This window comes from Arthrobacter sp. T572 (assembly GCF_056780115.1).
In genome coordinates this window covers 3,162,360-3,188,212 of record NZ_JBRAZQ010000002.1, presented here as the reverse complement: position 1 = coordinate 3,188,212, position 25,853 = coordinate 3,162,360, and the positions used below count along the sequence as shown (strand labels likewise).

At 63.6% G+C, this 25,853-nt stretch carries 22 protein-coding genes; 12 read left to right on the top strand and 10 right to left on the bottom strand.

Annotated features, from left to right (window positions below):
- The first annotated feature begins 13 nt into the window (after positions 1-13).
- Entirely contained in the window at positions 14-1,489 is a 1,476-nt protein-coding gene (locus tag ACUYMZ_RS15975) for an adenine nucleotide alpha hydrolase family protein (RefSeq protein WP_481604407.1), read from the top strand.
- 13 nt (positions 1,490-1,502) lie between these two features.
- Here the strand turns inward: ACUYMZ_RS15975 and ACUYMZ_RS15970 are convergent, their stop codons facing one another.
- The 3 genes from ACUYMZ_RS15970 to ACUYMZ_RS15960 all read right to left on the bottom strand — a co-directional run bounded on the left by ACUYMZ_RS15970 (position 1,503) and on the right by ACUYMZ_RS15960 (position 5,541).
- On the bottom strand, positions 1,503-2,393 hold the full coding sequence (locus ACUYMZ_RS15970) for an alpha/beta fold hydrolase (protein ID WP_481604405.1): 891 nt from the start codon (positions 2,391-2,393) through the stop codon (positions 1,503-1,505).
- 214 nt (positions 2,394-2,607) lie between these two features.
- Positions 2,608-4,155, bottom strand: a complete 1,548-nt coding sequence (locus ACUYMZ_RS15965; protein ID WP_481604403.1) for a M28 family peptidase — start codon at positions 4,153-4,155, stop codon at positions 2,608-2,610.
- A gap of 60 nt (positions 4,156-4,215) precedes the next feature.
- Positions 4,216-5,541, bottom strand: coding sequence for an acyltransferase family protein (locus ACUYMZ_RS15960; protein WP_481604401.1), 1,326 nt, complete (start codon positions 5,539-5,541; stop codon positions 4,216-4,218).
- A 186-nt stretch (positions 5,542-5,727) separates the two neighbouring features.
- Between ACUYMZ_RS15960 and ACUYMZ_RS15955 the strand changes: the two genes are divergently transcribed.
- On the top strand, positions 5,728-6,096 hold the full coding sequence (locus ACUYMZ_RS15955; protein ID WP_481604398.1) for a putative periplasmic lipoprotein: 369 nt from the start codon (positions 5,728-5,730) through the stop codon (positions 6,094-6,096).
- Positions 6,097-6,172: 76 nt separating this feature from the next.
- Complete coding sequence (locus ACUYMZ_RS15950; RefSeq protein WP_481604395.1) at positions 6,173-7,498, top strand: D-glucuronyl C5-epimerase family protein; 1,326 nt, start codon at positions 6,173-6,175, stop codon at positions 7,496-7,498.
- 67 nt (positions 7,499-7,565) lie between these two features.
- Here the strand turns inward: ACUYMZ_RS15950 and ACUYMZ_RS15945 are convergent, their stop codons facing one another.
- Positions 7,566-8,477 carry a phosphatase PAP2 family protein gene (locus tag ACUYMZ_RS15945; RefSeq protein WP_481604393.1) on the bottom strand — a complete coding sequence of 304 codons (912 nt, stop codon included), beginning with the start codon at positions 8,475-8,477 and terminating at the stop codon, positions 7,566-7,568.
- Between the two features lie 154 nt (positions 8,478-8,631).
- Here ACUYMZ_RS15945 and ACUYMZ_RS15940 point away from each other — a divergent pair, with 154 nt between their 5' ends.
- Genes ACUYMZ_RS15940 through ACUYMZ_RS15925 form a run of 4 tightly spaced genes read left to right on the top strand, consistent with a single transcriptional unit; the run spans position 8,632 to position 13,286 of the window.
- Positions 8,632-10,050: an extracellular solute-binding protein gene (locus tag ACUYMZ_RS15940; protein ID WP_481604391.1), complete on the top strand. Its 1,419-nt coding sequence runs from the start codon at positions 8,632-8,634 to the stop codon at positions 10,048-10,050.
- Entirely contained in the window at positions 10,047-11,006 is a 960-nt protein-coding gene (locus ACUYMZ_RS15935; RefSeq protein WP_481604389.1) for a carbohydrate ABC transporter permease, read from the top strand. Before ACUYMZ_RS15940 ends, ACUYMZ_RS15935 begins: the two co-directional genes overlap by 4 nt.
- Positions 11,007-11,014: 8 nt before the next feature.
- Positions 11,015-11,887, top strand: coding sequence for a carbohydrate ABC transporter permease (locus ACUYMZ_RS15930; protein ID WP_442422916.1), 873 nt, complete (start codon positions 11,015-11,017; stop codon positions 11,885-11,887).
- A gap of 25 nt (positions 11,888-11,912) precedes the next feature.
- Positions 11,913-13,286: a glycoside hydrolase family 32 protein gene (locus ACUYMZ_RS15925; protein ID WP_481604386.1), complete on the top strand. Its 1,374-nt coding sequence runs from the start codon at positions 11,913-11,915 to the stop codon at positions 13,284-13,286.
- Positions 13,287-13,368: 82 nt separating this feature from the next.
- On the opposite strand, the gene ACUYMZ_RS15920 is transcribed toward ACUYMZ_RS15925, so the two are convergent.
- A complete protein-coding gene (locus ACUYMZ_RS15920) occupies positions 13,369-14,418 on the bottom strand; it encodes a LacI family DNA-binding transcriptional regulator (protein WP_481604384.1) in 1,050 nt (349 codons plus the stop codon).
- A 70-nt stretch (positions 14,419-14,488) separates the two neighbouring features.
- Positions 14,489-15,121, bottom strand: coding sequence for a DUF2510 domain-containing protein (locus ACUYMZ_RS15915; RefSeq protein WP_481604382.1), 633 nt, complete (start codon positions 15,119-15,121; stop codon positions 14,489-14,491).
- Between the two features lie 91 nt (positions 15,122-15,212).
- Here ACUYMZ_RS15915 and ACUYMZ_RS15910 point away from each other — a divergent pair, with 91 nt between their 5' ends.
- The 4 genes from ACUYMZ_RS15910 to menD all read left to right on the top strand — a co-directional run bounded on the left by ACUYMZ_RS15910 (position 15,213) and on the right by menD (position 20,922).
- Positions 15,213-15,812, top strand: coding sequence for a hypothetical protein (locus ACUYMZ_RS15910; RefSeq protein ID WP_481604379.1), 600 nt, complete (start codon positions 15,213-15,215; stop codon positions 15,810-15,812).
- Between the two features lie 61 nt (positions 15,813-15,873).
- On the top strand, positions 15,874-16,893 hold the full coding sequence (locus ACUYMZ_RS15905; protein WP_481604377.1) for an o-succinylbenzoate synthase: 1,020 nt from the start codon (positions 15,874-15,876) through the stop codon (positions 16,891-16,893).
- Between the two features lie 75 nt (positions 16,894-16,968).
- Entirely contained in the window at positions 16,969-19,059 is a 2,091-nt protein-coding gene (locus ACUYMZ_RS15900; protein WP_481604375.1) for a PhoX family protein, read from the top strand.
- 159 nt (positions 19,060-19,218) lie between these two features.
- Positions 19,219-20,922: a 2-succinyl-5-enolpyruvyl-6-hydroxy-3-cyclohexene-1-carboxylic-acid synthase gene (menD, locus tag ACUYMZ_RS15895; RefSeq protein WP_426003788.1), complete on the top strand. Its 1,704-nt coding sequence runs from the start codon at positions 19,219-19,221 to the stop codon at positions 20,920-20,922.
- A 63-nt stretch (positions 20,923-20,985) separates the two neighbouring features.
- Here the strand turns inward: menD and ACUYMZ_RS15890 are convergent, their stop codons facing one another.
- The 4 genes from ACUYMZ_RS15890 to ACUYMZ_RS15875 form a co-directional block, all read right to left on the bottom strand.
- Positions 20,986-21,768, bottom strand: a complete 783-nt coding sequence (locus ACUYMZ_RS15890; RefSeq protein ID WP_426003787.1) for an amino acid ABC transporter ATP-binding protein — start codon at positions 21,766-21,768, stop codon at positions 20,986-20,988.
- 11 nt (positions 21,769-21,779) lie between these two features.
- On the bottom strand, positions 21,780-22,571 hold the full coding sequence (locus ACUYMZ_RS15885; protein ID WP_426003786.1) for an amino acid ABC transporter permease: 792 nt from the start codon (positions 22,569-22,571) through the stop codon (positions 21,780-21,782).
- Between the two features lie 107 nt (positions 22,572-22,678).
- Positions 22,679-23,476: an ABC transporter substrate-binding protein gene (locus ACUYMZ_RS15880; protein ID WP_426003785.1), complete on the bottom strand. Its 798-nt coding sequence runs from the start codon at positions 23,474-23,476 to the stop codon at positions 22,679-22,681.
- Between the two features lie 158 nt (positions 23,477-23,634).
- Complete coding sequence (locus ACUYMZ_RS15875; RefSeq protein ID WP_481604372.1) at positions 23,635-24,990, bottom strand: isochorismate synthase; 1,356 nt, start codon at positions 24,988-24,990, stop codon at positions 23,635-23,637.
- A gap of 90 nt (positions 24,991-25,080) precedes the next feature.
- Between ACUYMZ_RS15875 and ACUYMZ_RS15870 the strand changes: the two genes are divergently transcribed.
- Complete coding sequence (locus ACUYMZ_RS15870; RefSeq protein WP_426003783.1) at positions 25,081-25,851, top strand: demethylmenaquinone methyltransferase; 771 nt, start codon at positions 25,081-25,083, stop codon at positions 25,849-25,851.
- Positions 25,852-25,853 lie beyond the last annotated feature (2 nt).

The following is a 25,853-nucleotide window of genomic DNA, read 5'->3' as shown; positions in this document are numbered from 1 at the left end:
ATATTCTTTTTTCATGGCGTCCCCCTTCTACAGTGAACTCACCTATGCCCGTGGGTATCTTTTTTCCAAAAGCCCGCAGGCCCTACCCCGCGAGGGCTGGCATCAGGTCACATTTGCTGACTGGGTCCTGAGCCATGACCCGGTAGTGCCGGTAGCAACGGAGTTCGAGGGCGCCGACGGTGTTGTCCTGATCGGGAACGCTATCGAACCGGGTCTTTCATATGCCCCGGATAACAAGGCGATCGCGCAGCAGATCCTCGAAGCGGCCCGGACATCCCGGGAGAAGTTCCAGCAAAAGTTGGATCACTTGGTGGGGCGCTTCATTGTGATCACCAAGATCGGCGAATCTTTCACTGTGCAGCAGGATGCCACGAGCCTGCGCGCTGTTTACTACACAGATCATCAGTACGGCCCAGTGATTGGTTCACACGTACATCTGGTTGCCGAGACCGTTGGTGCAAGACGAAATTACTATGGCAACCCGCAGTACCTCAAAGAGAACCACACCAAGGTTTATCCCGGCGTCGCGACCGCATATCTCGGGGTCAACAGGCTCACTCCCAACACCGAACTCAACATCCCGCACAGGGGGGTCGAGCGCGTTTGGCCGGTTAAGCCCTTGGAATCATCCACGGTGCACGACGCAGCCATGACGGTCATCCGTACGGTCGATGCGCAACTCGATGCCTTCAGGAAGCGGGGCACGCCGCTCATGTGCTCTTTGAGCGCAGGCATGGATAGCCGCGTGTCGTTGGCATTGCTCAGGCCCTATGTGGACGGCGTGCTCTTCTTTACCTACGACATTGGTTACAAGGCCGCCGTCAGGGCCAACCGTTGGGACCGTGACGGCGCGCTTGAACTGGTTCGCAAGTACGGGTTGAAACACCAGTTGCTTCATATCCCTGAACAGGTGACCGATAAGGCTTTCTTGAATGTGATGCGGCGGAATTCTGCTCAGACGCATCAGCGCTCCCTGGCGAAGGCGTATCTGGAAAACCTGCCCGGCGACCACTTGCATATCCGCTCAAACGTCTACGAGGTGGGTCGGAACTATTACCGTCAAGCCGGGTTCACCATGGATCGTCTGGACGGCGAAGGCATGCTGAATGTCGTCAGCAATAACAAAAGCCAAGACCTTCCGAGCATTGACAGCTTCGAACACTATCGAAACCTCACTCGCTTTGACGAGGCGGTCGAACGCGGATATGACGCGTTGGATCTTTTCTACTGGGAAAACCGCATGGGCGTTTGGATGGCGCCAATTCTTCACGAGAGCGATATCGCCCACGACACCCACATACTGCTGAACTCGCGCCGAGTTCTTGAGACGCTTCTGGGCGTGGATAGCAGCGAACGCGAAGCGAATGCTGTGTTCCTGGAAATCATCAGAATCCGATGGGCCGAACTCCTTGAGGTCCCGATCAACGGCGTCTCCTACGCCCACCTGGTGGAGCAAGGACGTGCTGCAGACCAGGACCTCCGGACATAGGGCCGGACTTCTGTCAATTAAAGGCAGCGCATTCCGCGGGATGGACGAATCCGAGGGATTCCAACGCTTCGTCCCACGGGTGGGCTGACACAGCGCTGATAGCCTCAGCGAAAAGTTCCTTGGACGGGGGGAAGTGTCCGGGCCCCCAGTCGCCCGGCAAGATAACCAGCGGGTTGTCAGGGTGCAGCGATTGCAGCAACGGTTTCATGTGCCGGGCGATGTGCGACTCGTCATTGATGTTCTGCATGTAGGCAATTCGAGTGCCCAGGGGCTTTGCGTATGTCCCGGTGACGTCCTTGACGATGTGGGCCGGGAGATCCTCAATGCCCTTCCCGTCGCCAAAGCAGATCTCCATGAATCGTTTGACGGCGGTTGCGTTGTAATGGGCAATGATGGTCTGTGGGTTGGAAACGAGGGCCAGCGAGCCAGGAAAGCGGCTGGCATAGTGCAGCGATGCGTAGCCACCACCCGAGGATCCGAAGAAAACAAGGCGCTGATCGCCCCAGGAATTGACGATGTGGCGAAGCGCTTCCTCGATGACCGACTGAAGTTCCGGCTGGTGCTCGTTTCCCAAAAACCATGAGAGGTTCAGTGAACCTGAAAGCGCCAGGCTGGGGTCGGAAACGAAGATCCGGTTTGCCTGTGCAGCCGCTGAGATTCCGCCGCCCGTCATGACAGGGTACGAGTGCTTTGCGGAGATAGCGGCGTGGAAGAAGATGACTGTGGTTTTGTAGCCGCGGTTTTGAACCCGGAGATCGACGGGTAGGCCGTTGTAACCGATGCTGTGGTACCCGTTCCCGGGCTGAGTGCCCAGGAAGTCGATGAGGTCGCCGTGGTCGTATTTGGGAATATCGTCCCCAAGGAATTTACGGGTTCTTGCAGTCTCGGAAGGGCGGGTAGTCACCGCAGAACCCTACCATCGGGCCACTTCTCCCTGGGAATCAATGCGGGAAGCCGCGTGCCTGCCCCGTTCAAGGGGTGACCGGGCTCCGACGCCTGCAGCCCCCGGCCGGCCGGTCCTCCCGGGAGTCGAACCTGAAGTCTCAGTCCAACTCCCGAAAAGGAGCCTGCACCGGCCGGGGCTGTTTTTCCGCCTACCCGCGTGAGGGCGTCGGACGCTACCGAACTGCCTGATGACCCTTGAATTCGAGGTTCAGGTTGCCGGAGCCGGAGCCCTTGGCGGTGCCGTTGACTGCGGACTGGGTCATGGCGAACGTCAGCGTGGCGTGGGCTATCGCATCGGCCATCTGTTCAAGGACCGCCGCATCGATGTTGTCGATGTCGTCGCAGGCCTGGTGGTAGCAGGGGTCGTACGCAACGCCGGCCATGCCTCCATAAATGGCTGCCTGCTCAGCGGTCTTGATGTCCTCGGCGCCGGTGAAAAGGCCACCCGCCGGAATGCCGTTCTCAATGAAGCCGAAGTAGTCCGAACGCCCGTCGAATTCCGTGGGCTCCGTGGCCAGGCCCTGGGAAGCGAAGTAGTCCAGGAAGACCTTTTCGATCTGGCCTGAACCGTTGGGGCCGGAGGTGCCCAGTTGCTTGCCGTCGCCGTCGTACACGAAGCGCACGGGGTTAGGGGAGGCCACCATGTCAAAGTTCAGGTTCAGGGCGTGGTTCTTGAGCTCTGTCTTGCTCAGTTGGGCCACATAGTAGTCGGAGCCGATCAGGCCGTCCTCCTCGCCGCTCCACCAAGCAAAGCGAACGCGGTTCTCCGGAGTGACACCCAACTCGGCCATTTGCAGTGCTGTCTCCAGGATGGCAGCGGAGCCTGATCCGTTGTCATTGATGCCTGGACCTTCGGCCACGGAATCCAGGTGTGCGCCCACCACAACGGTCCTGTCAGCCCGGCCAGCGGTGTCTGCCAAGACATTGAACGTCTCGATGGGCTGCGTGTTGCCCTGGACGTCAATGCGGACAGTGGCCCCCGGGAGTCCTGCGAGTTCTTCGCCTACGGCGAAGCTGGCACCAACGGTAGGAATGGTGACCTCTGGATTGTCGGCGGCAGGAGCACCGAGAGTGCCATCCACCCGGGCAAGCCGGTCATCGCCGTCGCCCTGGTTGAAGATGATGACGCCAACGGCACCGGCGGCCTCGGCGTTGACGGCCTTGGTGTTGAACGGACACGTTCCGCGTTGGATCAAAGCGATGGTACCGGCAGGGAATCCGGTGAAGTCGGTGGCCTCGCAGCCGCTGGTGGAAGCACGGTCTCCCAGGAGGTTTATATCCACGGGGGTCACGGCAGCGGTGACTTCCCCAAACCCGGAATACGTCATGGCCGCAAAATCATCGGCTGTATAGGTGAGCGGCGTCGGCGTGAGGCGTTGGAAAGCTTCACTCTCAAGGTTGAACTTCAGGTACTCAAAATACTGGCGCTCCGGTGTGTAGCCGGCTGCCTTCAGTTGGTTCTCGATGTATACGGCGGAAGCTACGTGGCCGGATGTTCCGGCTGAGCGGGTGCCGCCGTTGGCATCTGCGATCGCCTGAAATTCCTCGAGGTGGTCAATGATGGCTCCTGCGGTGACAGCGTCGCGCAGTGCTTGCGTGTCCGTCCCCTTGTCGGCGACGGCGGGCGGGGTGAAAGCAAATGCGAGAACAGCCATGGTGGCTACTCCCGCAGCAAGGGCAGCGGTTGGTTTTCCTGATTGCGGTTTGTGCTTGGTATGCATGTGGTGCATCTCCCTGATACGGACCCGGCATCTGGTTGGCCGGGCGCGGTAGCGAGAAATTTACTCCACAGTAGCCTTCCGGAGAAGCCTTGAATTTTGGCGGCCGTTGACCAAGACAACGGCGAGGACCAGCAGAATCAATCCCCAGGTCGCATTCCAGGCGTCCAGTGCAGTCCGCATCACCACGAACGGCGGAATAACTGCCAGCGCTGTAGCCGTCAGGACGCTCCACAGGCCAGGGCGGGATGCGCCGGGTGCCAAAGCTGTGCTGGCGAGTTCCAGACGGACCAGAGGGGTGGATGCCAGCAAGACCAAAGCCCAGGCTGCGACGTAGAACAACGGCCTTGTCAGCCACCATCCGGCGCTCGCCGGTTCCGGGAAAGGCAGGTGCAGGACCAAGGCAAGGCCGAACAGCGCAATGATCAGAGGCAGGTGCCACAAATAGATGGTCATGGCGCGGCTGCCGACCACGAACATGACCTTCCGGACCCATTCCAACCTCACAAACCGTTGCAACCAGGGGTAGGCAGCCTTCACCAGCAGGACATGGGCCAGTCCCACCAGCACCAGTGGGAACATGGGTGGGTTCTGGCTGGTCAGCATGTCCACTGGATAGGGCCCTGCATCGGTCAGGGGCACCATGAGCAGGTAGGAAGCGACGGCAGCGATCAACAGCTTCCATCGCGCAATCCTGTCGAAGAAACCGTCCGCATAAAAGAAGCCCAGCTGCTGCAGGAGCCCCCAAACAAACACCATGTTCAGCAGCCCGATCGGGTTGGAGTCGAAGCCCCAGGGATTGCGCTCCAAGCCCAAGCGAAGAACATCGACGACGGCGGCGCCCGCGGCCAGCGCGGCCACAGTCCGGTAAGGAGCTGCTTCGTGGAACCGTGCCATCACGGGCACCATGGTCTGGCAGATCAGGTAAGCGGCAAGGAACCACAGCTGGACTCCGGCGCCGGCAGCGATGACCGACAGCAGGTCGCCCGGGACACCAGCCGCCGTCGCACTCCACAACGCAATCGTGAGGAATGCATAGAGGGCAACCGTGGGCCTGACGAGCCGCAGCACCCTGTTGCGCAGGTAGTCCGCCGCGTTGCCTCCTTTGCGCTGGAGGCTGCGCCACGATGTCAGGGAAGCGAAGCCGCCCACCACAAAGAACAAAGGCATGACTTGACCGAACCACGTGCCTTGGGCGAACCAGGACAGGGAGGTCAAGGGGTTCTCCACGCCTATGCCTCCCGGACCAACGCTGATTCCCATCATGAGCAGGTGAACTGCCACAACGGCGAACATGCAGGCTACCCGGATGAGGTCGACCACCAGGTCACGTGAGTCCGCAGTTCCGGATGTGTTGAACGCAGGACGTACGCGTGAGGTTGAAGGCATGGTCCGCTCCCAAAGTTATTTCCAACGAATGGATTAATACTAAGGCTGGCCACTACCAGTACGCCAGCCGTTCTGGCCCCTTGGGGTGACGGAGTCTTCAGGTGGGTGGTCTGAAAGGCCCTGTTGTAGGGTCGAATGCGGTAATAGCCCACTTCCATCCTTCTCTTGAGGAGACCCCAGCCAGTCATGAGACGTGTCCTTGCTGCTTCCCTGATCCTCCTGATGCTTGCCGGCTGCTCCAGCACCGAGCCTTCCTCGAAGCCATCCGCAGCGGAGAGTAAGCCTGCAGTGCCGAAAGTAACCGAAGAGCAGAGCGCAGACCTGATGAAGCGCATTTCGCCTGTGGTGCCAAAATTAACCCAAGAGGAAATCGCGGCCTACTCTCGATATGTTTGCGCAGCGATTCTGCAAGGCGGCAGCGACAAAGCCTTGGTCGCAACTGTGGTGAAGCATTTCAACCGCGCTGACGATCCGATTGCGGACGCTGAAGCCGCCGGCGTCGTGGAAGCAATTCGCGCCAACGGGTTCTGTGTGGAAAAGGATGCCGCGTCCTGACCGTGGTTTGATGAGGCCAAGCAGTTCAGCTCCGGTAGTGTGACTTTGGACTTTCTGCGCAAAAATGGGGGATGGCATGGCCGAGGCGGCAGCGTACGTAACCAACGAGCATGAGGTTGGTTTGCCTCCACTGCGCATGGAGCGAAAGTCCGTTTGGGATTACTTCCGGCTGGAGTTCCTGCCGAATGGATATCCCGGCCGACGTACGAACGGGACGCTGTTCGCGCACCCGATTTACGGGCCGTATGTCATCACTGACTACCTGACCCAGTACCGGCGCACGCCGGATCCGGTCCTGCTGGAGGCGGCCGCAAAGGTTGCTGACGCTGCCATCGACCAGATGGAGACCTTCCAGGACTCTTTGGTCTTCATGTATAGCGAGGAAAAAGCAAAGGTCTCCAGTAAGAAGGGAACCTGGTACAGCGGGCTGACCCAGGCCCGATATATCGATGTGTTCATCAAACTCCTCGAAAAGCCAGGCAATGAGAGATTTCGTGAACCTCTGGAGAAAATCCTGCGGAGCCTTACGATTCCCGTCGAAAAGGGTGGCGTAGCGCGCTATACGCCAAACGGGGGCATGATCATCGAAGAGTATCCTGCCTTGTTGCCTGACTGCACCCTTAATGGGTGGACTACTGCGACCTGCATTATCAGGGACCTCGCGGTTGCAACCAACGACGAAAAAGTTTGGGATATCTTCGCCCGGTCCGTTCGCGGCATCGAAAACGTGATTCCCCTCTATGACGTTCCTGAGTTGGCGACCTCCCGCTACAAGCTTGAGGGGCAAGCTGCATTCCGCATATCGGCCGACGGTGCTGACGTCTCCGTCCTGGATTGCCAGGTGGTCATTCCTGGCAGCGGAACTTTTTCGGCCAGTTACGAGGACGATCCGGCCGGAGAAGTCCTCAAAGCTGGACCCCTCGGCATCCGTGATGGCCGGTCAGTAGCTCTGAAAGTTGCACTCAGCAGGTACTCCTGGCCGGCTCCCAACAAGATCCTGATCAAGATCTCCGCTCAGGGGGATGCGCTGGTGGGCGTTTCCATCGGCGACGCCGTATATAACCCGCTGGCGACCATACCCCGCACGGGAGAATACCGACTGCTGCATCAGTCTGGCGTCACCGAAGGCGAAACGGTTCTGGAAGTGGAAGTCCCTTGGACGGAGGCGGAGATGATCGCCCATCCCACAAACTTCGCCAAGAAGATCGCGGGCAGGCAGGTCAACCAGTATCACTTCATCCACATAGATACGCTTGCCAAGATCGCGGATGAAACCGGAAGTGACATCCTCCGCTACTACCACGACAAGTGGAAGCAGTACCCTTCCCGATGGCCCAGCCTCCCGGCCTATCAGGACGAACGGCTCACCCTCGAGAGATTCGATGTCCGCAAGCATAAATAACTGCCGTACGGGGCGTGCGCGCACTCATGCTTGACCGGCAGACCAAGCCGCTACCCGCCGTCGTGCGTTAGCGCTTCCTTGCCGCCAGCCCGAACAGCCACGTACCGCCCAAGGCGGAGAGGTATCCGGCGATGACTATAAAGGCGGTGCCTGCCCAGAAGTAGTCCACGGTGCTGTCGGTGCTCAGGCCAGGCATGACCTGCAGCACCGAGTAGCCTGCAACTGCCGAGGCGACCAGCAGGGCGAGGACGGTGAGCCACACCCAAAGGCGCGAGGCCGCCCAGTGCTCGCCATAACCGCGCCACACGTTCCAGCCGCCACCGGTCCGGACAATCAGCCATCCGGCCGGAAGCATCACTGCGCCAACTACAAGGAATGCGGCTACGACGTCGGCGGGGCGGTGCCACTGGTTGATCAGGGTCGAAATTCCCGTGGCCACCGCGAAGGTGCTGCCCAGGAAGCCGGCCAAGGGGCGCCAGCGGGGGGACACCATCAGGAACACGGCTGCTGCGGCTGAGGCTGCCAGGGTGGTGTGGCCGGAGGGGAGCGAGTTCAGTTCCAGGGTCTGCACGCCGCGGTCGGGGCGGTCCGGGATGAGGAACTTGAGGACCTGGGTAGCCAGGTTGGCCGCAACACATGCGGCGATGGCGATGCCGGCGGCCTTCCAGCGGCGCCGCGCGACCGTCACAAAGAGCACCACCACGGTAGCGATTGCCAGGGAAATCATGGGCAGTGCATCCAGGAACCTGGTGGAAGCCCTGCCTGCCGTGCCGCTCAGTTCGGTGGCCTCAACCAGCGCTGATTCGTCGATGAACTGGCCCGTGGTGGTGCGGACAAAGAAGTAGTACGTGGCCGCCACCCCCACCAGGCTGGCGATGGTGGCCAGGCAGAAAAGAAAGCCGACGCCTGCGCTTGCAGCGGGCTCCTGTGACGGCCGTTTGCTCGACCTCCCGCTGACGCGGAACTGCTGGGAACTCATTTTCTCTACACTGCCACAATTCGCTGGATGCCTCGTGTGAACACTCCAGACGTCGGAAGCCTGTGGTGAGACCTGCGCAACATTCTTGTGACGCTTGACACGTGTTAGGTGGCAGGAATAGGCTTCCTCACACGTGTTAGGGAAGGAAATCTACATGCCGGGAACCAATGGGGCTTTGCGACAATTCACACGCAGAACCGCCCTCACCGCCCTCGGCGCCGGAATCGTGGGAGCAACAGCGGCGTCGTGGCCGCGGCTCACAGGTGCGGACATTCCGGGCCGGGGAGACAACAGCCTCAGCATCGCCATCATGGGTACGGCAACAGACGCTGCCGCCCGCCAGAAAGTCATCGACGCATTCGTCAAAGTCCACCCGGACATCAAGGTCAAGGTCCAGGCCATCCAGGCTGTGGACTGGAAGGACTTCTTCACCAAGATCCTCACCATGGTGGCTGCCGGGACTCCGCCGGATGTTGTGTACGTGGCTACCGAAGGCGCGCAGCTCTTTGCCGAGAAACTCGCGCACCCTCTGGATGATTACCTGCGCCGCGACGCCGCAGACATGAAGGAGTACTTCCAGGACGTCCACCCCAGCCTGGTGGAAGCCTTCATGTACAAGGGCAGCCTGTTCCAGCTCCCCATCGACTGGAACGCGGCCAACATGTACTACAACACTGCGTCCCTCCGCGCAGCAGGCCTGGACCGTCCTGCTGACGACTGGACGCACACGGACTTCCGGGCCACGTTGGCGGCGATGAAAAAGGCCAAACCCACCGACTTCACCCCCTATTACTGGACCAACAGGCTCTTTGGCGGTGTGGTCCCGTGGCTCTATGCCAACGAGACCAGCTTCCTGAAGGAGACCAAGTCCGGCGGCGGCGAATGGCTGTGGGACAGCTTCTACGCCGATGATCCCTCGCGCGGCCTCCGCTCCGGTGGCTACCAATGGCTGGAGCCCAATGCCAACGATCCCCGCGTCTTTGAGTCCTTCGACTACCTCCGCGGACTCGTGAAGGACGGCTTGGGCGTCCGCCCCGAAGAAGGCGGCGGCAGCTCACTGATCGGCCTCTTCGCCTCCAACCGGATAGGTACGACGCCGGCAGGCGGCTATTGGGTACAAGGCCTCCACGACGCGGGGATGACGGAGGACGGGTTCGACGTCCAGTTCTTCCCCAAATGGCGGTCCCAGCGCCACCAATTCGGCACGGCCGGGTACGCGATCATGAAAACCGCCAAGGACAAGGACGCCGCCTGGGAATGGGTGAAGTTCAGCGCCAGCCTGGAAGCCATGCAGATCGTGTTCCCCACGCCCAACACCACCCCCGCGCGCCGGTCCATGGTCAACCAACAGCTGTACGCAGGCACCGGTCCGCGGAACTGGAAGGTCTTTTACGACACCCTGGACAGGTTCCCCACCACGGGTCCCATTCCGGCACCTCCCCAGCAGGCCGCCGTCGAGACCGCCCTCATGAAAAACGTATCCCTGGCCGTGAGCGGGGACGAGCGCCAGCTCAAGCAGGCCCTCAAATCCATGCAGCGAGACCTTGAACTGGCCCTGAGGAGGCAGCCATGAGCACCGCAACCAGCGTGCCCGCCGGGACCGGCAGCACCCCGCGCCAGCAACCGGCCCGGAAACACGCAACCCCAAAGCGCGGGCTCATTCAGCAACGATGGCTGCCGTGGGCGTTCCTCGCTCCCACCATCGTGGGCATGGGAATCTTCACGCTGCTGCCGATCGTGGCCTCCGTGGCCCTGGCATTCTTCCGGTGGGACATCATTTCTGCGCCGACGTTCGTGGGCTTCGACAACTTCGCTGAGGTAGTCCAAGACCCCACCGTCCGGGTGTCCTTCCTCAACACCATCGTGTTCGTGGTGCTGGCCGTGGCGTTGCAGCTCGGACTCGCCCTGGGGCTGGCCATCATGGTGCAGGAGAAGCTGCCCGCGTGGCTGCGCGTGTTCTTCCGGTCGGCGTTCTTCTTCCCGCTGATCCTCTCCGCGGCCTCCGTGTCCATCTTCATGCGCTACCTCTTCAACGAACAGTTCGGCGTCGTGAACTGGCTGCTGTCCCTGGTGGGCATCCCCGCGATCCCGTGGCTGACGACGCCAACCGGGTCTGCCGCCGTCGTGATTCTTGTGTATGTGTGGCAGAACTTCGGGTTCTCGTTCCTGCTGTTCATTGGCGGCCTCGCCTCGATCCCTGTTGAAACCTATGAGGCCGCGTCCATTGACGGAGCTACCGGCTGGCGCAAGCACTGGTACGTCACGCTGCCGCTGCTCAGCCCCACCACTCTGGTTGCCTCGGTCATGGCGATCATCAACGCGCTCCAGGTCTTCGACCAGCCCTATGTGCTCACCCGCGGCGGGCCCGGCGACTCAACGCGAACGGCTGTCATGGTCATCTTCGAGTCAGCCTTCCAACGGCTCGAATTCGGCCAGGCCTCAGCGATCGGCGTGATCCTCACGCTCATCATCATGGGCATCACGGCCCTGCAGTTCCGGCTCAGCAAACGATTCGTCTTCTACCAGTAAGGCCCGCCATGACCACCATTTCAGAACGTGCTGAAACCACGGCACCCGCACGCACGCGGAAGAAGCGGGACTGGTCCGTAGCCTGGCGCGTCGTCGCCCTGCTGATCGCGTCCGTCTTCATCCTGGGCCCCGTTCTCTGGACGCTGTCCACCTCGCTGCGACCGCCGTCGGAATCCTTCAAACTGCCGCCGGCCTTCCTGCCGCTGAACCCGGACTTCGCCTCCTATGAGCAAGTGTTCAAGCAGATCAACATTGTGGGCCTGGTCCTGAACAGTGCGCTGGTGACCGGGCTGATCGCCATAGGGCAGATGATCACCGCTGCGCTCGCCGGGTATGCCTTCGCCCACCTGCGTTTCCGCGGACGCGGCGCGCTGTTCTCCATTGTGCTGGCCACCATGATGGTGCCGGCGCAGGTGACGATCGTCCCCGTGTTCATGCTGATCCGCGGCGTTGGACTCTCCGACACGCTGCTCGCGCTGATCCTCCCGGCCATCCCGACGGCGTTCGGCACCTTCCTGATGCGGCAGTACTTCATGGGGCTCCCGGCTGAGCTCGCTGAAGCGGCCGCGATCGACGGCGCCTCGCCGTGGCGGACCTTCCGCTCCGTGTACGCGCCGCTGGCGATGCCCGGCCTGGCGATCGTGGGCATCCTGGCGTTCAACTTCCACTGGAACGAGTTCTTCAGGCCACTCATTATGACCATCTCCGAGCAGAACTTCACCCTGCCCTTGGGTTTGGTGTCCCTGCAGGGCAACCTGGGGACCGGAAGCATCTCGGTGGTCCTGGCCGGCGTTGTCCTCTCCATGATTCCCGCACTGGTGGTGTTCATGTTCGGCCAGCGTGCGCTGCAGGATGGACTCACCGCCGGCACGGGCAAATAATCTTCCTACCTTTGAAAGGGTTCCAATGACGGATCTCGCAGTTGTTTCCTCCCTCGCCCGCGCCGCTGTGCACCCGGACCCGGCATTCCCGCGGTTCCACCCACGGCCGGCGCAAGGGTGGATCAACGATCCCAACGGCATCAGCTACATCAACGGCCGTTACCACGTGTTCTTCCAGTACAACCCGTTGTCCGCCCGGCACCACCAGATCCAGTGGGGTCATGTGAGCTCCCCGGACCTGGTCCGCTGGGAAGAACACCCGGTGGCACTCGTTCCCCAGGCAGGCGGGCCGGACTCTGCCGGGTGCTGGACGGGCGTGGTCACGCTGGACGGCGATGTGCCCACGGCCGCCTACTCCGGCGTGCAGGACCACGGCGGCCACTCCCAAGTGGTGATCGCCAGGGGGTCCTCCGACCTCGTGACGTGGGAGCAGAACGGACACGTCGCCGCCTCCATGCCCTCCGATCCTCTGGTTACCGCTGTGCGCGACCCCTTTATCTTCCACTTCAACGGGACCCGCTACGCCATGCAGGGTGCCGGACTGGCCGACGGGCGCGCAGCCTTGCTGTTGTACACGGTGGAGTCACTTGACGACTGGAAGTACCAGGGGATCTGGCTCACCACGGCCAACCCTGTCGCAGCCGAGCACACGCCGGCCGAGATCTGGGAATGCCCGCAACTGGTTCAGGTTCCCTCCGGTTCCGGCTCCCAGTGGGTCATGATGTTCTCCCTGTGGCTCTCCGGCGACGACCACGAACACGCCAATGGTGTGGGCCACCTGATCGGATCCCTGTCCGCGCATCCCGAGACCGGGCTGCCGGTGTTTACTCCTGAAAGTGGCGGAAAGTCAGACCTTGGCCGCGACTTCTATGCACCGCAGATGGTGCAGCTCTCCTCCGGGGCTTCACCTTCGGCCTTGCTCTTCGGTTGGGCCAACGAAGGTCCCGGACGTGACGGCCGCCGGGGCCGCACCCAGGCGGAAATCGACGACGCCGGGTGGTCGGGTGTGTTGACGCATCCCCGGGTTCTGTCGGTGGTCGACGGGGCGCTGGTTGTTACTCCTGTGCCGGAGGTCTCCGCGTACCGTGGCGCGTTGGTGGCTTCCGGGGCGTCCGGTTCGGTGGCTGTACCGGAGTTCGCGGAGGTGTTGGTGGCCGGCGCTGCCGGTCCAGTTGAGCTGGTCCTTGGCTCCGGGAGGGACCGTCAGGTGGTCTACAGGGGAGAGCTCGCCGCAGGGGAGGAACTCCGGATCTTCCTGGATGCCTCATTGGTGGAGGTGTACGCGTCCAACTCCGTGGCGACAACCCTCCGTGCCTACCCCGCGCCCGGCGAATACTGGACTCTTGATGTTCCTCCGGGAGCGACGGCCGATGTGTGGGAGTTGGCCCTGCCCGCCTGAGTGCCCCGCAGGACACTCGGCGACGTCTGAAGCTTGCCCAGGTCGGGGCCTCCCTCCGGGGAGGCCTGCCTGGCAGGGCGGGTCAGCGCGGTGCTGGACCCGTCGACTCACGCAAGACCAAGCGGCAGGGGACCATCGTCTCCGCGGCGAGTGCCGCCGTCGTACTTGTGCCGTCCTCGATGGAATCCAGCAGCGACGTCATCGCCGCACGGCCAATGTCCCTCAGCGGCAGGGCCATGGTGGTGAGGGCGGGGACCATGGTGTCGGCGATGCGGGCTTCGTCGTCGTAGCCCATCACGGACAGGTCGGCCGGGATGCTCAAGCCCAAGCGCGCGGCGGCAAGTGCCACGCCCACCGCCAGGCGGTCATTGGCGCACATAATGGCCGTTGGACGCTCTGCCGGGGACACGCCGGCGAGCAATTTCATGGCGCCGTGGAAGCCGGCATCGATGTCCCAGCCGGCATTGGTAATCCGGTCCTCCCTGATCGGGACCGAAGCTGCTGTCAGCGCCTCACGGTAGCCCTGCACGCGCAGGGGCGCCGCCGGTGAGTCCGCCGAACCGGCCAGGAGCGCGATGTCCCGGTGTCCAAGCTGTAGCAGGTGCCGGGTTGCCTCACGGCCGCCGCCCACCTCATCCGGAATCACGTGGTGAAGCCGCGGCTGGATGTGGCTGTCGTAGCAGTTGGCCAGGACGGACGGAACCCGCAGCATCCCCTGCGGAACATCCAGCGGCTTCAAGCCCACCGTCACGTACATGAGGCCGTCTACTTGGCGGTCCAGCAGAGTTTCAATGGCGCTCGCATCCCGGGCGGCGTCGAGTTCGGTATCCATGACCACGGTCACGAACCCCCGGCTGCGGGCGATGTCGTCAGCGCCGCCGATGATGTTGCCGTCGAACGGGCTGACCACTACCTCGTCGGATACGATGCCGATCACACGCGAGCGCTGGTTCCGCAGACTCAGTGCGATCGCGTTGGGTGTGTAGTTCAACTCCTGCGCGGCCTGCCGGATGCGTTCCTGGCTGTCCTTGGCCACATTCCCGTCCCCGCGCCCATTGAGCACCAGCGAGACCGCACTCCTGGAAACGCCCGCCCTCTTGGCGACGTCCAGGGCAGTGGCCTTGCGGTTCATGGGAGCGTCCTTTCAGCGGAATTAGTCAGCAGTCTACCTAACGCGTGTGAGGGTTGTGCGGTTCCAGGCGTTACGCGCTGACCGAGTAACCGATCTGCGAGTAGATCCGGGACATGAAGTTGGTCATCCAGACGCCCGTCACGATGAAGGACACGACCACGACTCCGATCATCGCCCATATGGGCGCAAGTCCCCGGTCCGGGGCCACCTTACGGACCACCACGGTCCGGCCAATGATGTAGACCATGGGGCTCAGGAAACACCAGGCCCAATGGAAGGGGCGGATCACCCCTGAACGGGTGAGCCGCTGATGGTCCATATAGGCGCACAGGATGCCCACGGCCCACACCAAAAAGCCGGAGATCTGCAAGGCGATGTACCCGCCTGAGTAGATGGATAGCGGGTCCAGGGTGGTGGCGCCCTGCCGCGTGGTGATGAGGCGGAACTCGGGCTGCCACGTCAAAAGCAACAGGACCGGAACCAGTGGCAGCAATGTCAAGGCCCAAATGAAGGTGTTGAACACCGGCGTCTGGTTACTGATGGGCACACGCGGTACCTGCAGTGACTGTCCCATGAACTGGCCCGCGAACGGTGCCAGGTGCGGAGTCCATTGCACACCGTCCCACCAGCGCAGCTGCTGCGGGAAGGCGGGATCCGGGTACCAGCCCGGAGGTGTGGCGGAGCCGTGTGGTGCGTAAGTCATGATTCCCCTGAATTGAGTCGTGGTTTTGAGAATAGCGCGGATGTTTATGCGCAGCCCTCCCGGAAGAACCGTGGCGGTGCAAGGATGAATCATGACCTTCTTCGACGACCTCCCCGAGCCTCCCGCCCGGCCGCGTCAGCCACAGCCCATCCGGCCCGGCTGGGCGGGGCCGCCGTCGGACGAGCTCCCCGGGGTTGCCCACATCGGTGAGTTCATCCACTCCAGTCAACGGGCGGTCGTGGCCTTGAAATCCGTGGAGGTCTATTCCACCGGCTGCGTCCTGGAGCTGATGGGGGTTGTGCGCCGGGGGCAAGAGACGGACCGCGAGTGGCGCGATGTCATGGAGCAGGTCTTCCAGCGGCCCGGTGCCTCTGACGGGGCCGGCTTCCTGATCGGTGTCGCCTACCCGGATGGCCGCAGGGCTGTCGCGTCGCAGCCCGTGCCTCCGATGTTCGAGGATGTTGATATAGCTGGGCCCGTGTTGGTCCCGGTTGGGGGCGGCGGGGCGAACGGCGGCGACCACTCGGTGGAGGTCAAGGCGCGGTACTGGCTGTGGCCGCTCCCGGTCGATGGTGACTGCCAGGTGGTGGCCAAATGGGACACCGTGGGTGTGGACGAGAGCTCCGTGGTGCTGGCCAGTGAGGTGGTTGGAAGCGGCCTGGCACGGATCCGGAAGTTCTGGGCGGGGTAGTTGTCCACATAGCCACATTGGCCCGGAAATGAGCTGATTGGCCGCCGGTACAGTTGGGGCTATGGTGCTTGCGCTTCCCCCACTTGAAGACCTGCTGGACTCCGCCCACGTGGTGCGGCTCCCCATGCGGGTGAAATTCCGCGGCATCATGGAACGCGAAACACTCCTGCTCAAGGGCCCTGTTGGGTGGGGTGAGTTCTGTCCGTTCCCGGAGTACGGGGATGCGGAGGCCTCCCGCTGGTTGGCGTCGGCCGTGGAAGCGGGATGGCAGGGATTCCCGGCCGCCCTTCGTGATGTCATCCCCGTCAACGCCACGGTGCCTGCGGTTACCGCCGATCGCGTCACGGAGGTTCTCTCCCGGTTCGGGCGGGTGGACGCCGTCAAGGTGAAGGTAGCGGAGAAAGGACAGGATCTAGCTGACGATCTCGCCCGCGTCCACGCCGTGCGGGAAGCCTTGCCCGAGGCCGCTGTCCGGGTTGACGCCAACGGGGGCTGGGACATTCCGCAAGCCGTGCATGCACTGGGAAAGCTCTCCGCCGTGGGCCTGGAATACGCCGAACAGCCCGTTCCGGAGATAGAAGGACTCGCTGAGGTCAGGCGGCGCCTGGCTGCGGCAGGCACCCCGGTGTTGATCGCCGCCGACGAGAGCGTCCGCAAGGAGGACGACCCCCTGCGCGTCGCCAGGGCCGGGGCTGCGGACCTGATCGTGGTCAAAGTCGCGCCCCTCGGGGGAGTGGCACGGGCTCTGGACATCGTCGCCCAAGCCGGCCTTCCCGCCGTCGTGAGTTCCGCACTGGACACGTCCGTCGGCATCAGGGCCGGGCTGGCGCTCGCAGCCGCCCTGCCGGAACTGCCCTACGCCTGCGGTCTGGGCACCGTGTCGCTGTTTGCGTCGGACATCACGCGGGACCCCCTCACAGCGCACGACGGCGGCATCCGGCCCCGTGAGGCCGTTGCCGATCAGGGGCTGCTTGAGCAGTTTGCCGCGCCGGGGGAACGTCGCCACTGGTGGCTGGAACGCCTTCGCAGGGTCCACGCGGTCCTGGCATCTTCCGGGCAAGGTTTGTTCACCAACTCTTAACCAGAGGGCCCTCTCGGATTCGGTTTCCGCTGCAAAGCTCGGCGTGAAACGTTTACACCCCCTGGAAGGTCACCCATGTCTGAAACCACCGGCCGCACGTTCCCGCTGCTGCCCATGCTCGGTCACACCAAGGGCAAGCGCAGCGCCGTCACCTGCGCCCTGAAGTGCGACAACGCCTGCGCTGGAGACGTCTGCAACACCAGCGCCAACGGTTACTTCCGCGACATTGCATCCACCGCCATGTCCCGCCGAGCCGCTTTGGGGCTCGGCGCCGCCGGTGCCCTGGCAATCGTCCTTGGCGGTGCGGTGACCGGATCCGAAACTGCTGTGGCCGACGGCGGCCAGGGCCTCTCCAACGCCGCAAAGACGGGCTTCGCGAAGTCCAAGCTCCAGTTCACGGCCATCAAGCCGGTAGACGCATCCGTGGATGCTTTCACTGTTCCGGAAGGCTTCGACTGGAAGCCGGTGATCCGCTGGGGTGATCCGCTGTTCGCCGACTCACCGGCATTCGACCTGAACAACCAGACCGCCGCCGCACAGGCACGCCAGTTCGGGTACAACAATGACTACACGGACATCCTCCCCATCCCGGGTTCCAAGGACCGTCGTGCAGTGCTCTTCGCCAACCACGAGTACACCAACGAGAACATCATGCTGCCGAAGGACTTCGATGCCGCGGAGGCACGGGCCATCGGACGCGCAGGCCACGGTCTGGCTGTAGTGGAACTCGAGCGCAAGAACAAGAACAAGCCGTGGAGCTACGTCCAGGGAGCACCCCTTAACCGCCGCTTCCTCACGGACACCGTCTACGAGCTGACCGGTCCCGCCGCCGGCAGCAACCTGGTCAAGACCATTGACGATCCTGCCGGCCGCTGGATCAAGGGCACGCTGGGCAACTGCGCCGGCGGCACCACCCCGTGGGGCACCATCCTCTCCGGCGAGGAAAACTTCAACGGCTACTTCACCGCCGCCGGTACCAGCGCCGCCGACAAGCGTTATGGCCTCACGGACAAGGCCACCAGCCGTCAGTGGGAACTGGACGAAGACCGCTTCAACACCCGCAACTCCGGCTACGCCAACGAGGCCAACCGGTTCGGCTGGATCGTGGAAGTGGATCCCTTCGACCCCACGTCCACTCCCAAGAAGCACTCCGCCATGGGCCGTTTCAAGCATGAGGGTGCCAACGTGATTGTCGCTCCGAACGGCCGCGTTGTGGCCTACATGGGCGACGACGAGCGCTTCGACTACCTCTACAAGTTCGTCTCCAAGGGCACCTACCAGCCTGGTGACTCGGCGGAAGCTCGCAAGAACAACATGAACCTGCTTTCCGAGGGCGATCTCTACGTGGCACGCTTTACCGGCGACTCCCCGCAGGCCGAGATCGATGGCACCGGCAAACTGCCCGCCGACGGCGCTTTCGACGGCACCGGCGAATGGCTGCCGCTGGTAGTGAACGGCGAGTCTGCTGTCCCCGGTATGTCCGTGGCTGATGTGCTGGTCTACACCCGCCTGGCTGCCGACCAGGTCGGCCCCACCAAGATGGACCGTTGCGAAGACGTTGAGCCGAACCCGCACACCGGCAAGGTCTATGTTGCCTGCACCAACAACTCGGACCGTGGCAAGACCGGCAAGGAAGGCGCCACGGAGGTCAACCCCCGCACGCTCAACCGCGACGGACACATCGTGGAGATCACCGAGGGACCGGACCAGGTGGGGACCAAGTTCAACTGGACCCTCCTGCTGGTGGCCGGTGATCCCGCCAAGAACACCTCCACCTACTTCTCCGGGTTCCCCGCCGACAAGGTTTCCCCGATTTCCTGCCCGGACAACGTCGCTTTCGACTCCGTGGGCAACCTCTGGATTTCCACCGACGGCGCACCGTCCTCCATCGGATACGCTGACGGCCTCTTCAAGGTCACCCTCGACGGCCCCGAGCGCGGCAAGGTGGAGCAGTTCCTGGCGGTTCCGCGCGATGCCGAAACCTGTGGGCCGATCATCCACGACGAAGAGCGCACTGTATTTGTGGCAGTCCAGCACCCGGGGGAGGACGGCTCCTTCGCTGCCCAGAACTCCTACTTCCCGGACTACGTGCTGCCCGGCCAGACCCCGGCCCCGGGAACAGTCAGTGCACCGCGTCCTTCGGTGATCCAGGTGTTCCGCAAGTAGATTTGTCCCGAAACGCTCTTCCTTTCCCCGGGGGTGGAAGAGCGTTTCGCTTTAAGGGGCCTTAGGTGAGAGAGGGACGGGCGCTCTCTCGCCTATGACCCTCTTCACGCGGACGCTCTCTCACCTTTTGCGGCCCTTCGGCGCCAATAGACTGGGACGGTGACTTCCCAGGACTCTTTGACATCCATCGGCGCCGCCCGGGTAGCGGTCGCAGCCCTGCTCGATGGGGGTGTCCGCCATGTGGTGGTCGCGCCAGGTTCCCGGTCCGCGCCCCTGGCCTACGCACTGGCGGAAGCCGAAGCCGCCGGCAAGGTCCTCCTCCACGTCCGGATCGACGAACGCGACGCGGGATTCACCGCGTTGGGCCTTGCCTTGGCGACCGAAGCGCCGGCAGCGGTCGTGACCACCTCGGGTACCGCCGTCGGGAACCTGCTGCCCGCCGTGATGGAAGCCAATCATGCCGCTGTGCCGCTGATCGTCGTGTCGGCTGACCGGCCGGAGGAGCTTCACGGAACCGGCGCCAACCAAACCACCACCCAACTGGACCTTTTCGGCGAGCACGTGCGGTTCGCCGTCGATGTCGCCGCCGGTGACAGTCCCCAGCGGGCCACCGCTACCGCACTGTACGCGGCAACCGGTGCCCTGGAGGACACCCCGCCAGGGCCTGTCCAGGTGAACCTCGCCTTCCGCGACCCGCTGGTGCCCGAACACGGGGACACGCTTCCCGCCGCTTCCGGCCACAGCGTTTTCCATTACGACGCCGGACCCCAGGCACTGGATCTGGCTCCGGCGCCGACCAGCCTCCCGGAGCGCCGCACGGTAGTTTTGGCAGGGCACGACGCCGGTCCCGTGGCCGAAGCTTTCGCCCGGGCGCATGGGCTGCCGCTGCTCGCTGAACCGTCCTCCAACGCACGGTTCGGGCCCAACGCGGTGGGCCCGTACCGCATTTTGCTGGAGCACTTTGGTCCGGAATCGGCCACCCCCATCGAGCGCGTGGTGCTGTTTGGCCGACCCACATTGTCACGCCCCGTTTCGGCGCTCCTGGCCCGCGAAACAGTGGAAACCGCCATCTACGAGCCCGTGCCTGTGGCGTGGTACCAGGCAGGCCGGCGCCGCGAGCAACCCATGGACACCCTGCCCGGGCTGGCCGCTTTTTCAGGGCGTGGTTCCTCCGAATGGCTGGACTCCTGGCTGCTGGCGGGGGCCGCCGCGCAACACGCACTGGATGGAATCCTGGCCGGGGAGCCGGCCGTGGGCCCGTCTGTTGGAGCGACGGTGTGGGAGCACGCGCGCGGCAAGCTGGTGCTGGGTTCTTCGAACGGTATCCGCGACGTGGACCTCGCCGGCCAGCCGCACCCGGATCCCATCGCCACCGTCTATGCAAACCGCGGCCTGGCCGGAATCGACGGCACCCTCGCCACGGCCACGGGAATCGCCCTCGGCAGCGGACGCGAAACCACCGTTCTGGTGGGAGACGTGACCTTCCTCCATGACGCCGGCGGGCTCCTGCTCGGCCACGGCGAACCCGTTCCGGACCTGCGGATCGTGGTGCTCAATGACTCAGGAGGGGCGATCTTCGGCCTTCTCGAACACGGCGCTGTCCACGAATCGGGGGCCTACGGCACCGCCGTCGAGCGCCTCTTCGGTACCCCGCACTCTGTGGACCTTTCGGCACTCGCGGCGGCTTACGGCGTCGGGCACCAGGTGGTAAGTACGACGGCGGAACTTGCCGCCGCGCTGAAGGCACCGCTCAAGGGGCGCACCATCGTGGAGGTGCGCGTGGACCGCGTGGGCCTGCGCGGACTGCACGCCCGGATCAGGTCTGCTGTCTCCGCCGCGGTCGGCCAGGTGCTCACGGCCTGAAATGCCACGAACGCGTCGGGATGTGGGAGAGCATCCGGGGAGCGGGTGCCCTCCCACATCACATCAGTCCTCTACGACGTCGATGTGGGTCGGATCCAGGACACGGCGCAGGAACTCCTTGGTGCGCGGCTGGGTGGGCGCACTGATGACCTGCTCGGCCGCGCCCTCCTCCACTACCACGCCGCCATCCATGAAGACCACGCGATCTGCGACCTCGCGGGCAAAGCCCATCTCGTGCGTGACCACGAGCATGGTCATGCCCTCCTGGGCCAGCTTGCGCATGACAGCCAGCACGTCACCCACGGTCTCAGGGTCCAGCGCGGACGTGGGCTCGTCGAACAGCATGAGCTGGGGATCCATGGACAGCGCACGGGCGATCGCCACGCGCTGCTGCTGCCCACCGGAAAGCTGGTCCGGGTAGCGCTCGGCCAGATGGCCCAGGCCCACGCGTTCCAGGTTGCGGCGGGCAACATCGGAGGCCTCGGCCTTGGAACGCTTGAGGACCTTCACCTGGGAAATGGTGCAGTTGTCCAGCACGCTCAAATGCGGGAACAGGTTGAAGTGCTGGAACACCATCCCCACGCTCTGGCGCATGCGGTTGAGGTCAACGTCGGGATCGGTGGCCTCGAAGTTGCCCACCTTGATGACGCCCGCGTTGGGCTGCTCCAGGAGGTTCACGCAGCGCAGGAGCGTGGACTTGCCGGAACCGGAAGGACCGATCAGGCACACCACCTGGCCGGGTTCCACCGACAGGGAGATGCCCTTGAGGACCTCGTTGCTGCCGTAGGACTTGCGGAGGTCCTTGATGTCCACGCCCGCGGCGTGGACCGTAGCCGAGTTGTTCATGACAGTCCTGCCTATCGCTTGGTCCGCGCGGAGCGGCTTTCGAACTTCCGTGCCAAAAGGCTCAACGGGATGGTGATGATCAGGTAGAAGGCACCTGCCACCAGGAGCGGGGTCAACCCGGCGCCCAGGCTGGAGATGCCGTCGCGGCCGAACTTGGTGAGTTCGTACTGCGAGGCGGTGAGGCCCAGGACGTAGATCAGCGAGGAATCCTTGGTCAGCAGGATGATCTCGTTGGTCAGCGGCGGGAGGACGATCTTGAAAGCCTGCGGGATCACGATCGAGATCATGGCCCGCCAATGCGGCATGCCCAGGGAGCGGGCGGCTTCCATCTGGCCCTTGGGCACGGCCTGCAGGCCGGCGCGGAGGGTTTCAGCGATGTAGGCGGCGGCCACCATGCCCAGGGAAACCATCACGATCACGTTGACGTCCCACTGGATCCCGAAGGCCAGCGGCACGCCGTAACCGAACGCGATGAAGACCAGCAGCGCGGGAACGCCGCGGAAGAACTCGATGTAGCCCGTGGCAATCCACCGGTACAAGGGGAAGGACGAGAGCTTCATCAGGGCGAGCAGCAGGCCGCCGGACAGTCCCACGATGAAACCGAGGGCGGTGTAGATGAGGGTGTTCTTGAGGCCGACCAGGAAGATACCCGGGAACATGGGCCCGATCTTGGCGAAGTTGAAGACGCTGTTCCCTACGGTCGTCCAATCCACGGCGAGGATTACGGCGGCCAGGGCCACAACGAAGATCCCGGCCTGGACGTACAGACTGACTTTGGCGCGTTGACGTGCAGTCATTGCCATGGTGTTCTCACATTCATGTTGCGCAGTTGGGGCCCCGTACGAACTGTCCATCAGAACATATCGTTACGGGGCCCCTCCTGCGTGGATCTTGGGAGCCGGGCTCCGGGCTACTTGGCGGCCTCGCCGAACCAGGTGGTCTTGAACTTCTCCAAGGTGCCGTCGTCCGTGATGCGCTTCAGCGTGGCGTTCACCGAGTCGGCCATGGCGGTGTTGCCCTTCTTGATGGCGATGCCCAGCTTCTCACCGGTGGCGTAGTCTTCCACGCGCTTGAGGTTGGAGTCGTCCTTGATGGCGTAGCCCAGCACGGAGCCGTTGCCGACAGCGGCGTCGATGGTACCGGCCTTGAGGGCCTGGACCAGGAGACCGGAGTCTTCGAACTGCTGCGCTTCGATGCCCTTGTCCTTGGCGTACTGGGCACCGGTGGTGGCCTGCTGGACACCCACCTTCTTGCCCTTGGCGCCGTCCAGGTTGCTGATGCCGGAAGAGGACGTGGCAACGAGGGTCAGGTCGTCATCCATGTAGGGGGTGGAGAAGTCCATGACGTTCTTGCGCACGTCCGTGATGGAGATCGAGGAGATGGAGACGTCGCAGCCGGTCAGTGCCGTGCCGGTCTCGATTGCTTCGAAGGAGCTGTCCACCACGTTGAGCTCGGCCTTGAGGTCCTTGGCGACCTCGGCTGCGATGTCCATGTCGAAGCCGACGTTCTTGCCATCCTTCTGGAACTCGAAAGGCTCGTAGGGGATGTCCGAGCACACGGTCAGCTTGCCGGCGTTGATGAGCTGCGGGCCCGAACCCGAGGACGCTGCCGGGGTGGAGGAGCCACCACAGGCGGTCAGGGCGAGGGCGCCGGCGGCGAGCACGGCGGCCATCTTGGTACCGGACAGAACCGAACGGGAGATCTGCATGTTTTTTACCTTTTGTTGCAGTGGATGCTGAACTGAGTCGGTTTTAGTGTAGCGCCGAACGTGAGATGTGCATCACAGGAAACGAAGTTTCACTATTGGATAACTACTGTACCGAACATGCAAGGGCCCTTACGGAGTCTCTGTCTGGGATCCCGGATTCAGCGCCGGATGCCCAAGGCCTCCAACATCGGCCGGAATTTGGCCCACGTTTCCGCGAGCTCGGCCTCCGGCTGCGAGCCCTCCACGATCCCGCAGCCCGCATAAAGCCGAACCGTGTTGGCGTCCTCGATCACCGCGCCGCGCAGGGCTATGCCCCACTCGCCATTGCCGGCTGCATCCAGCCAACCGACCGGTCCGGCATAGGGCCCGCGGTCCAGGTGCTCCAGTTTCCGGATCAGGGCCCCCGCCACCAAGGTCGGGGTTCCGCACACGGCGGCGGTAGGGTGCAGCGCATTGATCAGGGCAAGGCACGTGGGTACGTGGCCCTCGATATCAGCCAGCTCGGCTTTGACGTCCGAGGCCAGGTGCCACACGTTGGGCAACTCCAGGATGAACGGTTCGCTGTGCGAGTTCATGGCCTCGGAGAACGGGGCCAGCTGCCGGGTCAGCGAGTCGATCGCGATCTCGTGCTCATGACGCTGCTTCTCCGATCCCGCCAAGACCCGTTCGGCGTACTCCATGGGGGAGCCGTCCACGCCCTCGGCATCGCGCCGGTCCAGCGTCCCGGCCAGCACCCGCGCCTGTGCGGTGCGGCCCTCAACCTGGATCAGCATCTCCGGTGTGGCACCCACCAGCCCGTCCACCCCGTAGGTCCAGCATTCCCGGTACCGGGCGGCGAGCTGCCGCAGGACCTCGGCCGCGTTGACCCCCTCAGGGAGGGTAGCCACCACATCCCGGGCGAGCACCAGTTTTTCCAGCTTCCCGGCCCGGATCTCCTCCACGCCGTTGGCAACAGCTTCCATCCACGCTGCCTCGCTCAGCGAGCCGCTGCTGAGGCGACCGGCGGAACCGTCAAGCGCGGCAACCCCAGGTGACATCCCGACGTCGGGACCTCCTGCCGCCTGCTCCCCACCGTCCGCGTCGCCGGGCTTAAGCCAGTGCCCGACGGCGGCCAGGACGCCTTCTTCGGTGAGGTCGCCGTCGTCGAAGGTCAACCGGGTAGCCCAGGCGCGGCCGTCCCGGATGCCGATGACCAGCTCCGGCAGGATCAGCCGCGAAATGTGCGGGGAGGTCTTGGAAAAGGCGAACGAGCCGAAGGCGACGGGGCCGGTGCCGGGAAGTTCGACGTGGTCCGTGATGTCAGCCTCGAGAATCAGGTGCCGCCACCAGATATCGGCTTCCAGGAACCGCTCCGGACCCGTGGCGCTGAACCGGGTCAACTCCCCGTAACCCACCAGGCCGGCCTCGCGGCGGGACCAGCAGAGAACGTCGTCACGCACCAGAAACGACGGCAGCCCCCCGGAGGATGAATCAACATCGAGGGGGACTGTCAAGGTGCGGAGCGTGCTGGTCATGATGCAACTACAGTACTCCCGGTGCCGCCGGAACCCGCCCCGACTTCTACAGGGAAGCAAACTCGGGGGAATGTCTGAGACAATTGCAGGGTGAACCGAGCATCCTTGGAAAAGCGTCCTGACGAAGTTGCGACGATGTTTGACGATGTCGCCCCGAAATACGACGTCGTGAACGATGTCCTCTCCATGGGGCAGACGCGCCGCTGGCGCCGGATCGTGGTCGATGCCATGGATGTGAAGCCGGGTCAGCGCGTGCTGGACCTCGCTGCCGGAACGGGCACCTCCAGCGAACCCTACGCCGACGCCGGTGTGGATGTTGTGGCATGCGACTTCTCGCTCGGCATGCTCAAGGTGGGCAAGCGCCGCCGTCCGGATATCGACTTCATTGCCGGCGACGCCACCAACCTGCCCTTCGCGGACAACAGCTTTGACGCGAGCACCATTTCCTTCGGGCTGCGCAACGTCAACGAACCCCGCAAGGCCCTCGAGGAGATGCTCCGTGTCACCAAGCCGGGCGGCCGCCTGGTCATTGCCGAATTCTCCCAGCCCGTGGTTCCGCTGTGGCGCACCATGTACACCGAGTACCTGATGCGTGCCTTGCCCGCCATCGCCACCAAGGTCTCCTCCAACCCGGATGCCTACGTCTACCTGGCCGAGTCCATCCGTGCCTGGCCGGACCAGGACCACCTGGCCCAGTGGCTGGCCGATGCCGGCTGGACAGACGTCACCTACCGCAACCTGAGCGGCGGCATCGTGGCCGTCCACCGTGCGCAGAAGCCCGCCGAGCACCGCGAAAGTGTTCCCGTGGCCAAGCTGCGCCGCCAGATCAAGCCGCGCCGGACGGGCGCACAGTCAGGCTGACT

What these genes read in the sequence shown, in the direction of transcription:
- ACUYMZ_RS15960 (WP_481604401.1), bottom strand. Translation starts at nt 5,541, where the DNA reads ATGCCTTCAACCTCACGCGTACGTCCTGCGTTCAACACATCCGGAACT.
- ACUYMZ_RS15905 (WP_481604377.1), top strand. Translation starts at nt 15,874, where the DNA reads ATGGTGCTTGCGCTTCCCCCACTTGAAGACCTGCTGGACTCCGCCCAC.
- ACUYMZ_RS15925 (WP_481604386.1), top strand. Translation starts at nt 11,913, where the DNA reads ATGACGGATCTCGCAGTTGTTTCCTCCCTCGCCCGCGCCGCTGTGCAC.
- ACUYMZ_RS15950 (WP_481604395.1), top strand. Translation starts at nt 6,173, where the DNA reads ATGGCCGAGGCGGCAGCGTACGTAACCAACGAGCATGAGGTTGGTTTG.
- ACUYMZ_RS15875 (WP_481604372.1), bottom strand. Translation starts at nt 24,990, where the DNA reads ATGACCAGCACGCTCCGCACCTTGACAGTCCCCCTCGATGTTGATTCA.
- ACUYMZ_RS15890 (WP_426003787.1), bottom strand. Translation starts at nt 21,768, where the DNA reads ATGAACAACTCGGCTACGGTCCACGCCGCGGGCGTGGACATCAAGGAC.
- ACUYMZ_RS15915 (WP_481604382.1), bottom strand. Translation starts at nt 15,121, where the DNA reads ATGACTTACGCACCACACGGCTCCGCCACACCTCCGGGCTGGTACCCG.
- ACUYMZ_RS15880 (WP_426003785.1), bottom strand. Translation starts at nt 23,476, where the DNA reads ATGCAGATCTCCCGTTCGGTTCTGTCCGGTACCAAGATGGCCGCCGTG.
- ACUYMZ_RS15955 (WP_481604398.1), top strand. Translation starts at nt 5,728, where the DNA reads ATGAGACGTGTCCTTGCTGCTTCCCTGATCCTCCTGATGCTTGCCGGC.
- ACUYMZ_RS15885 (WP_426003786.1), bottom strand. Translation starts at nt 22,571, where the DNA reads ATGGCAATGACTGCACGTCAACGCGCCAAAGTCAGTCTGTACGTCCAG.
- ACUYMZ_RS15920 (WP_481604384.1), bottom strand. Translation starts at nt 14,418, where the DNA reads ATGAACCGCAAGGCCACTGCCCTGGACGTCGCCAAGAGGGCGGGCGTT.
- ACUYMZ_RS15940 (WP_481604391.1), top strand. Translation starts at nt 8,632, where the DNA reads ATGCCGGGAACCAATGGGGCTTTGCGACAATTCACACGCAGAACCGCC.
- ACUYMZ_RS15910 (WP_481604379.1), top strand. Translation starts at nt 15,213, where the DNA reads ATGACCTTCTTCGACGACCTCCCCGAGCCTCCCGCCCGGCCGCGTCAG.
- ACUYMZ_RS15965 (WP_481604403.1), bottom strand. Translation starts at nt 4,155, where the DNA reads ATGCATACCAAGCACAAACCGCAATCAGGAAAACCAACCGCTGCCCTT.
- ACUYMZ_RS15930 (WP_442422916.1), top strand. Translation starts at nt 11,015, where the DNA reads ATGACCACCATTTCAGAACGTGCTGAAACCACGGCACCCGCACGCACG.
- ACUYMZ_RS15975 (WP_481604407.1), top strand. Translation starts at nt 14, where the DNA reads ATGGCGTCCCCCTTCTACAGTGAACTCACCTATGCCCGTGGGTATCTT.
- ACUYMZ_RS15900 (WP_481604375.1), top strand. Translation starts at nt 16,969, where the DNA reads ATGTCTGAAACCACCGGCCGCACGTTCCCGCTGCTGCCCATGCTCGGT.
- ACUYMZ_RS15935 (WP_481604389.1), top strand. Translation starts at nt 10,047, where the DNA reads ATGAGCACCGCAACCAGCGTGCCCGCCGGGACCGGCAGCACCCCGCGC.
- ACUYMZ_RS15945 (WP_481604393.1), bottom strand. Translation starts at nt 8,477, where the DNA reads ATGAGTTCCCAGCAGTTCCGCGTCAGCGGGAGGTCGAGCAAACGGCCG.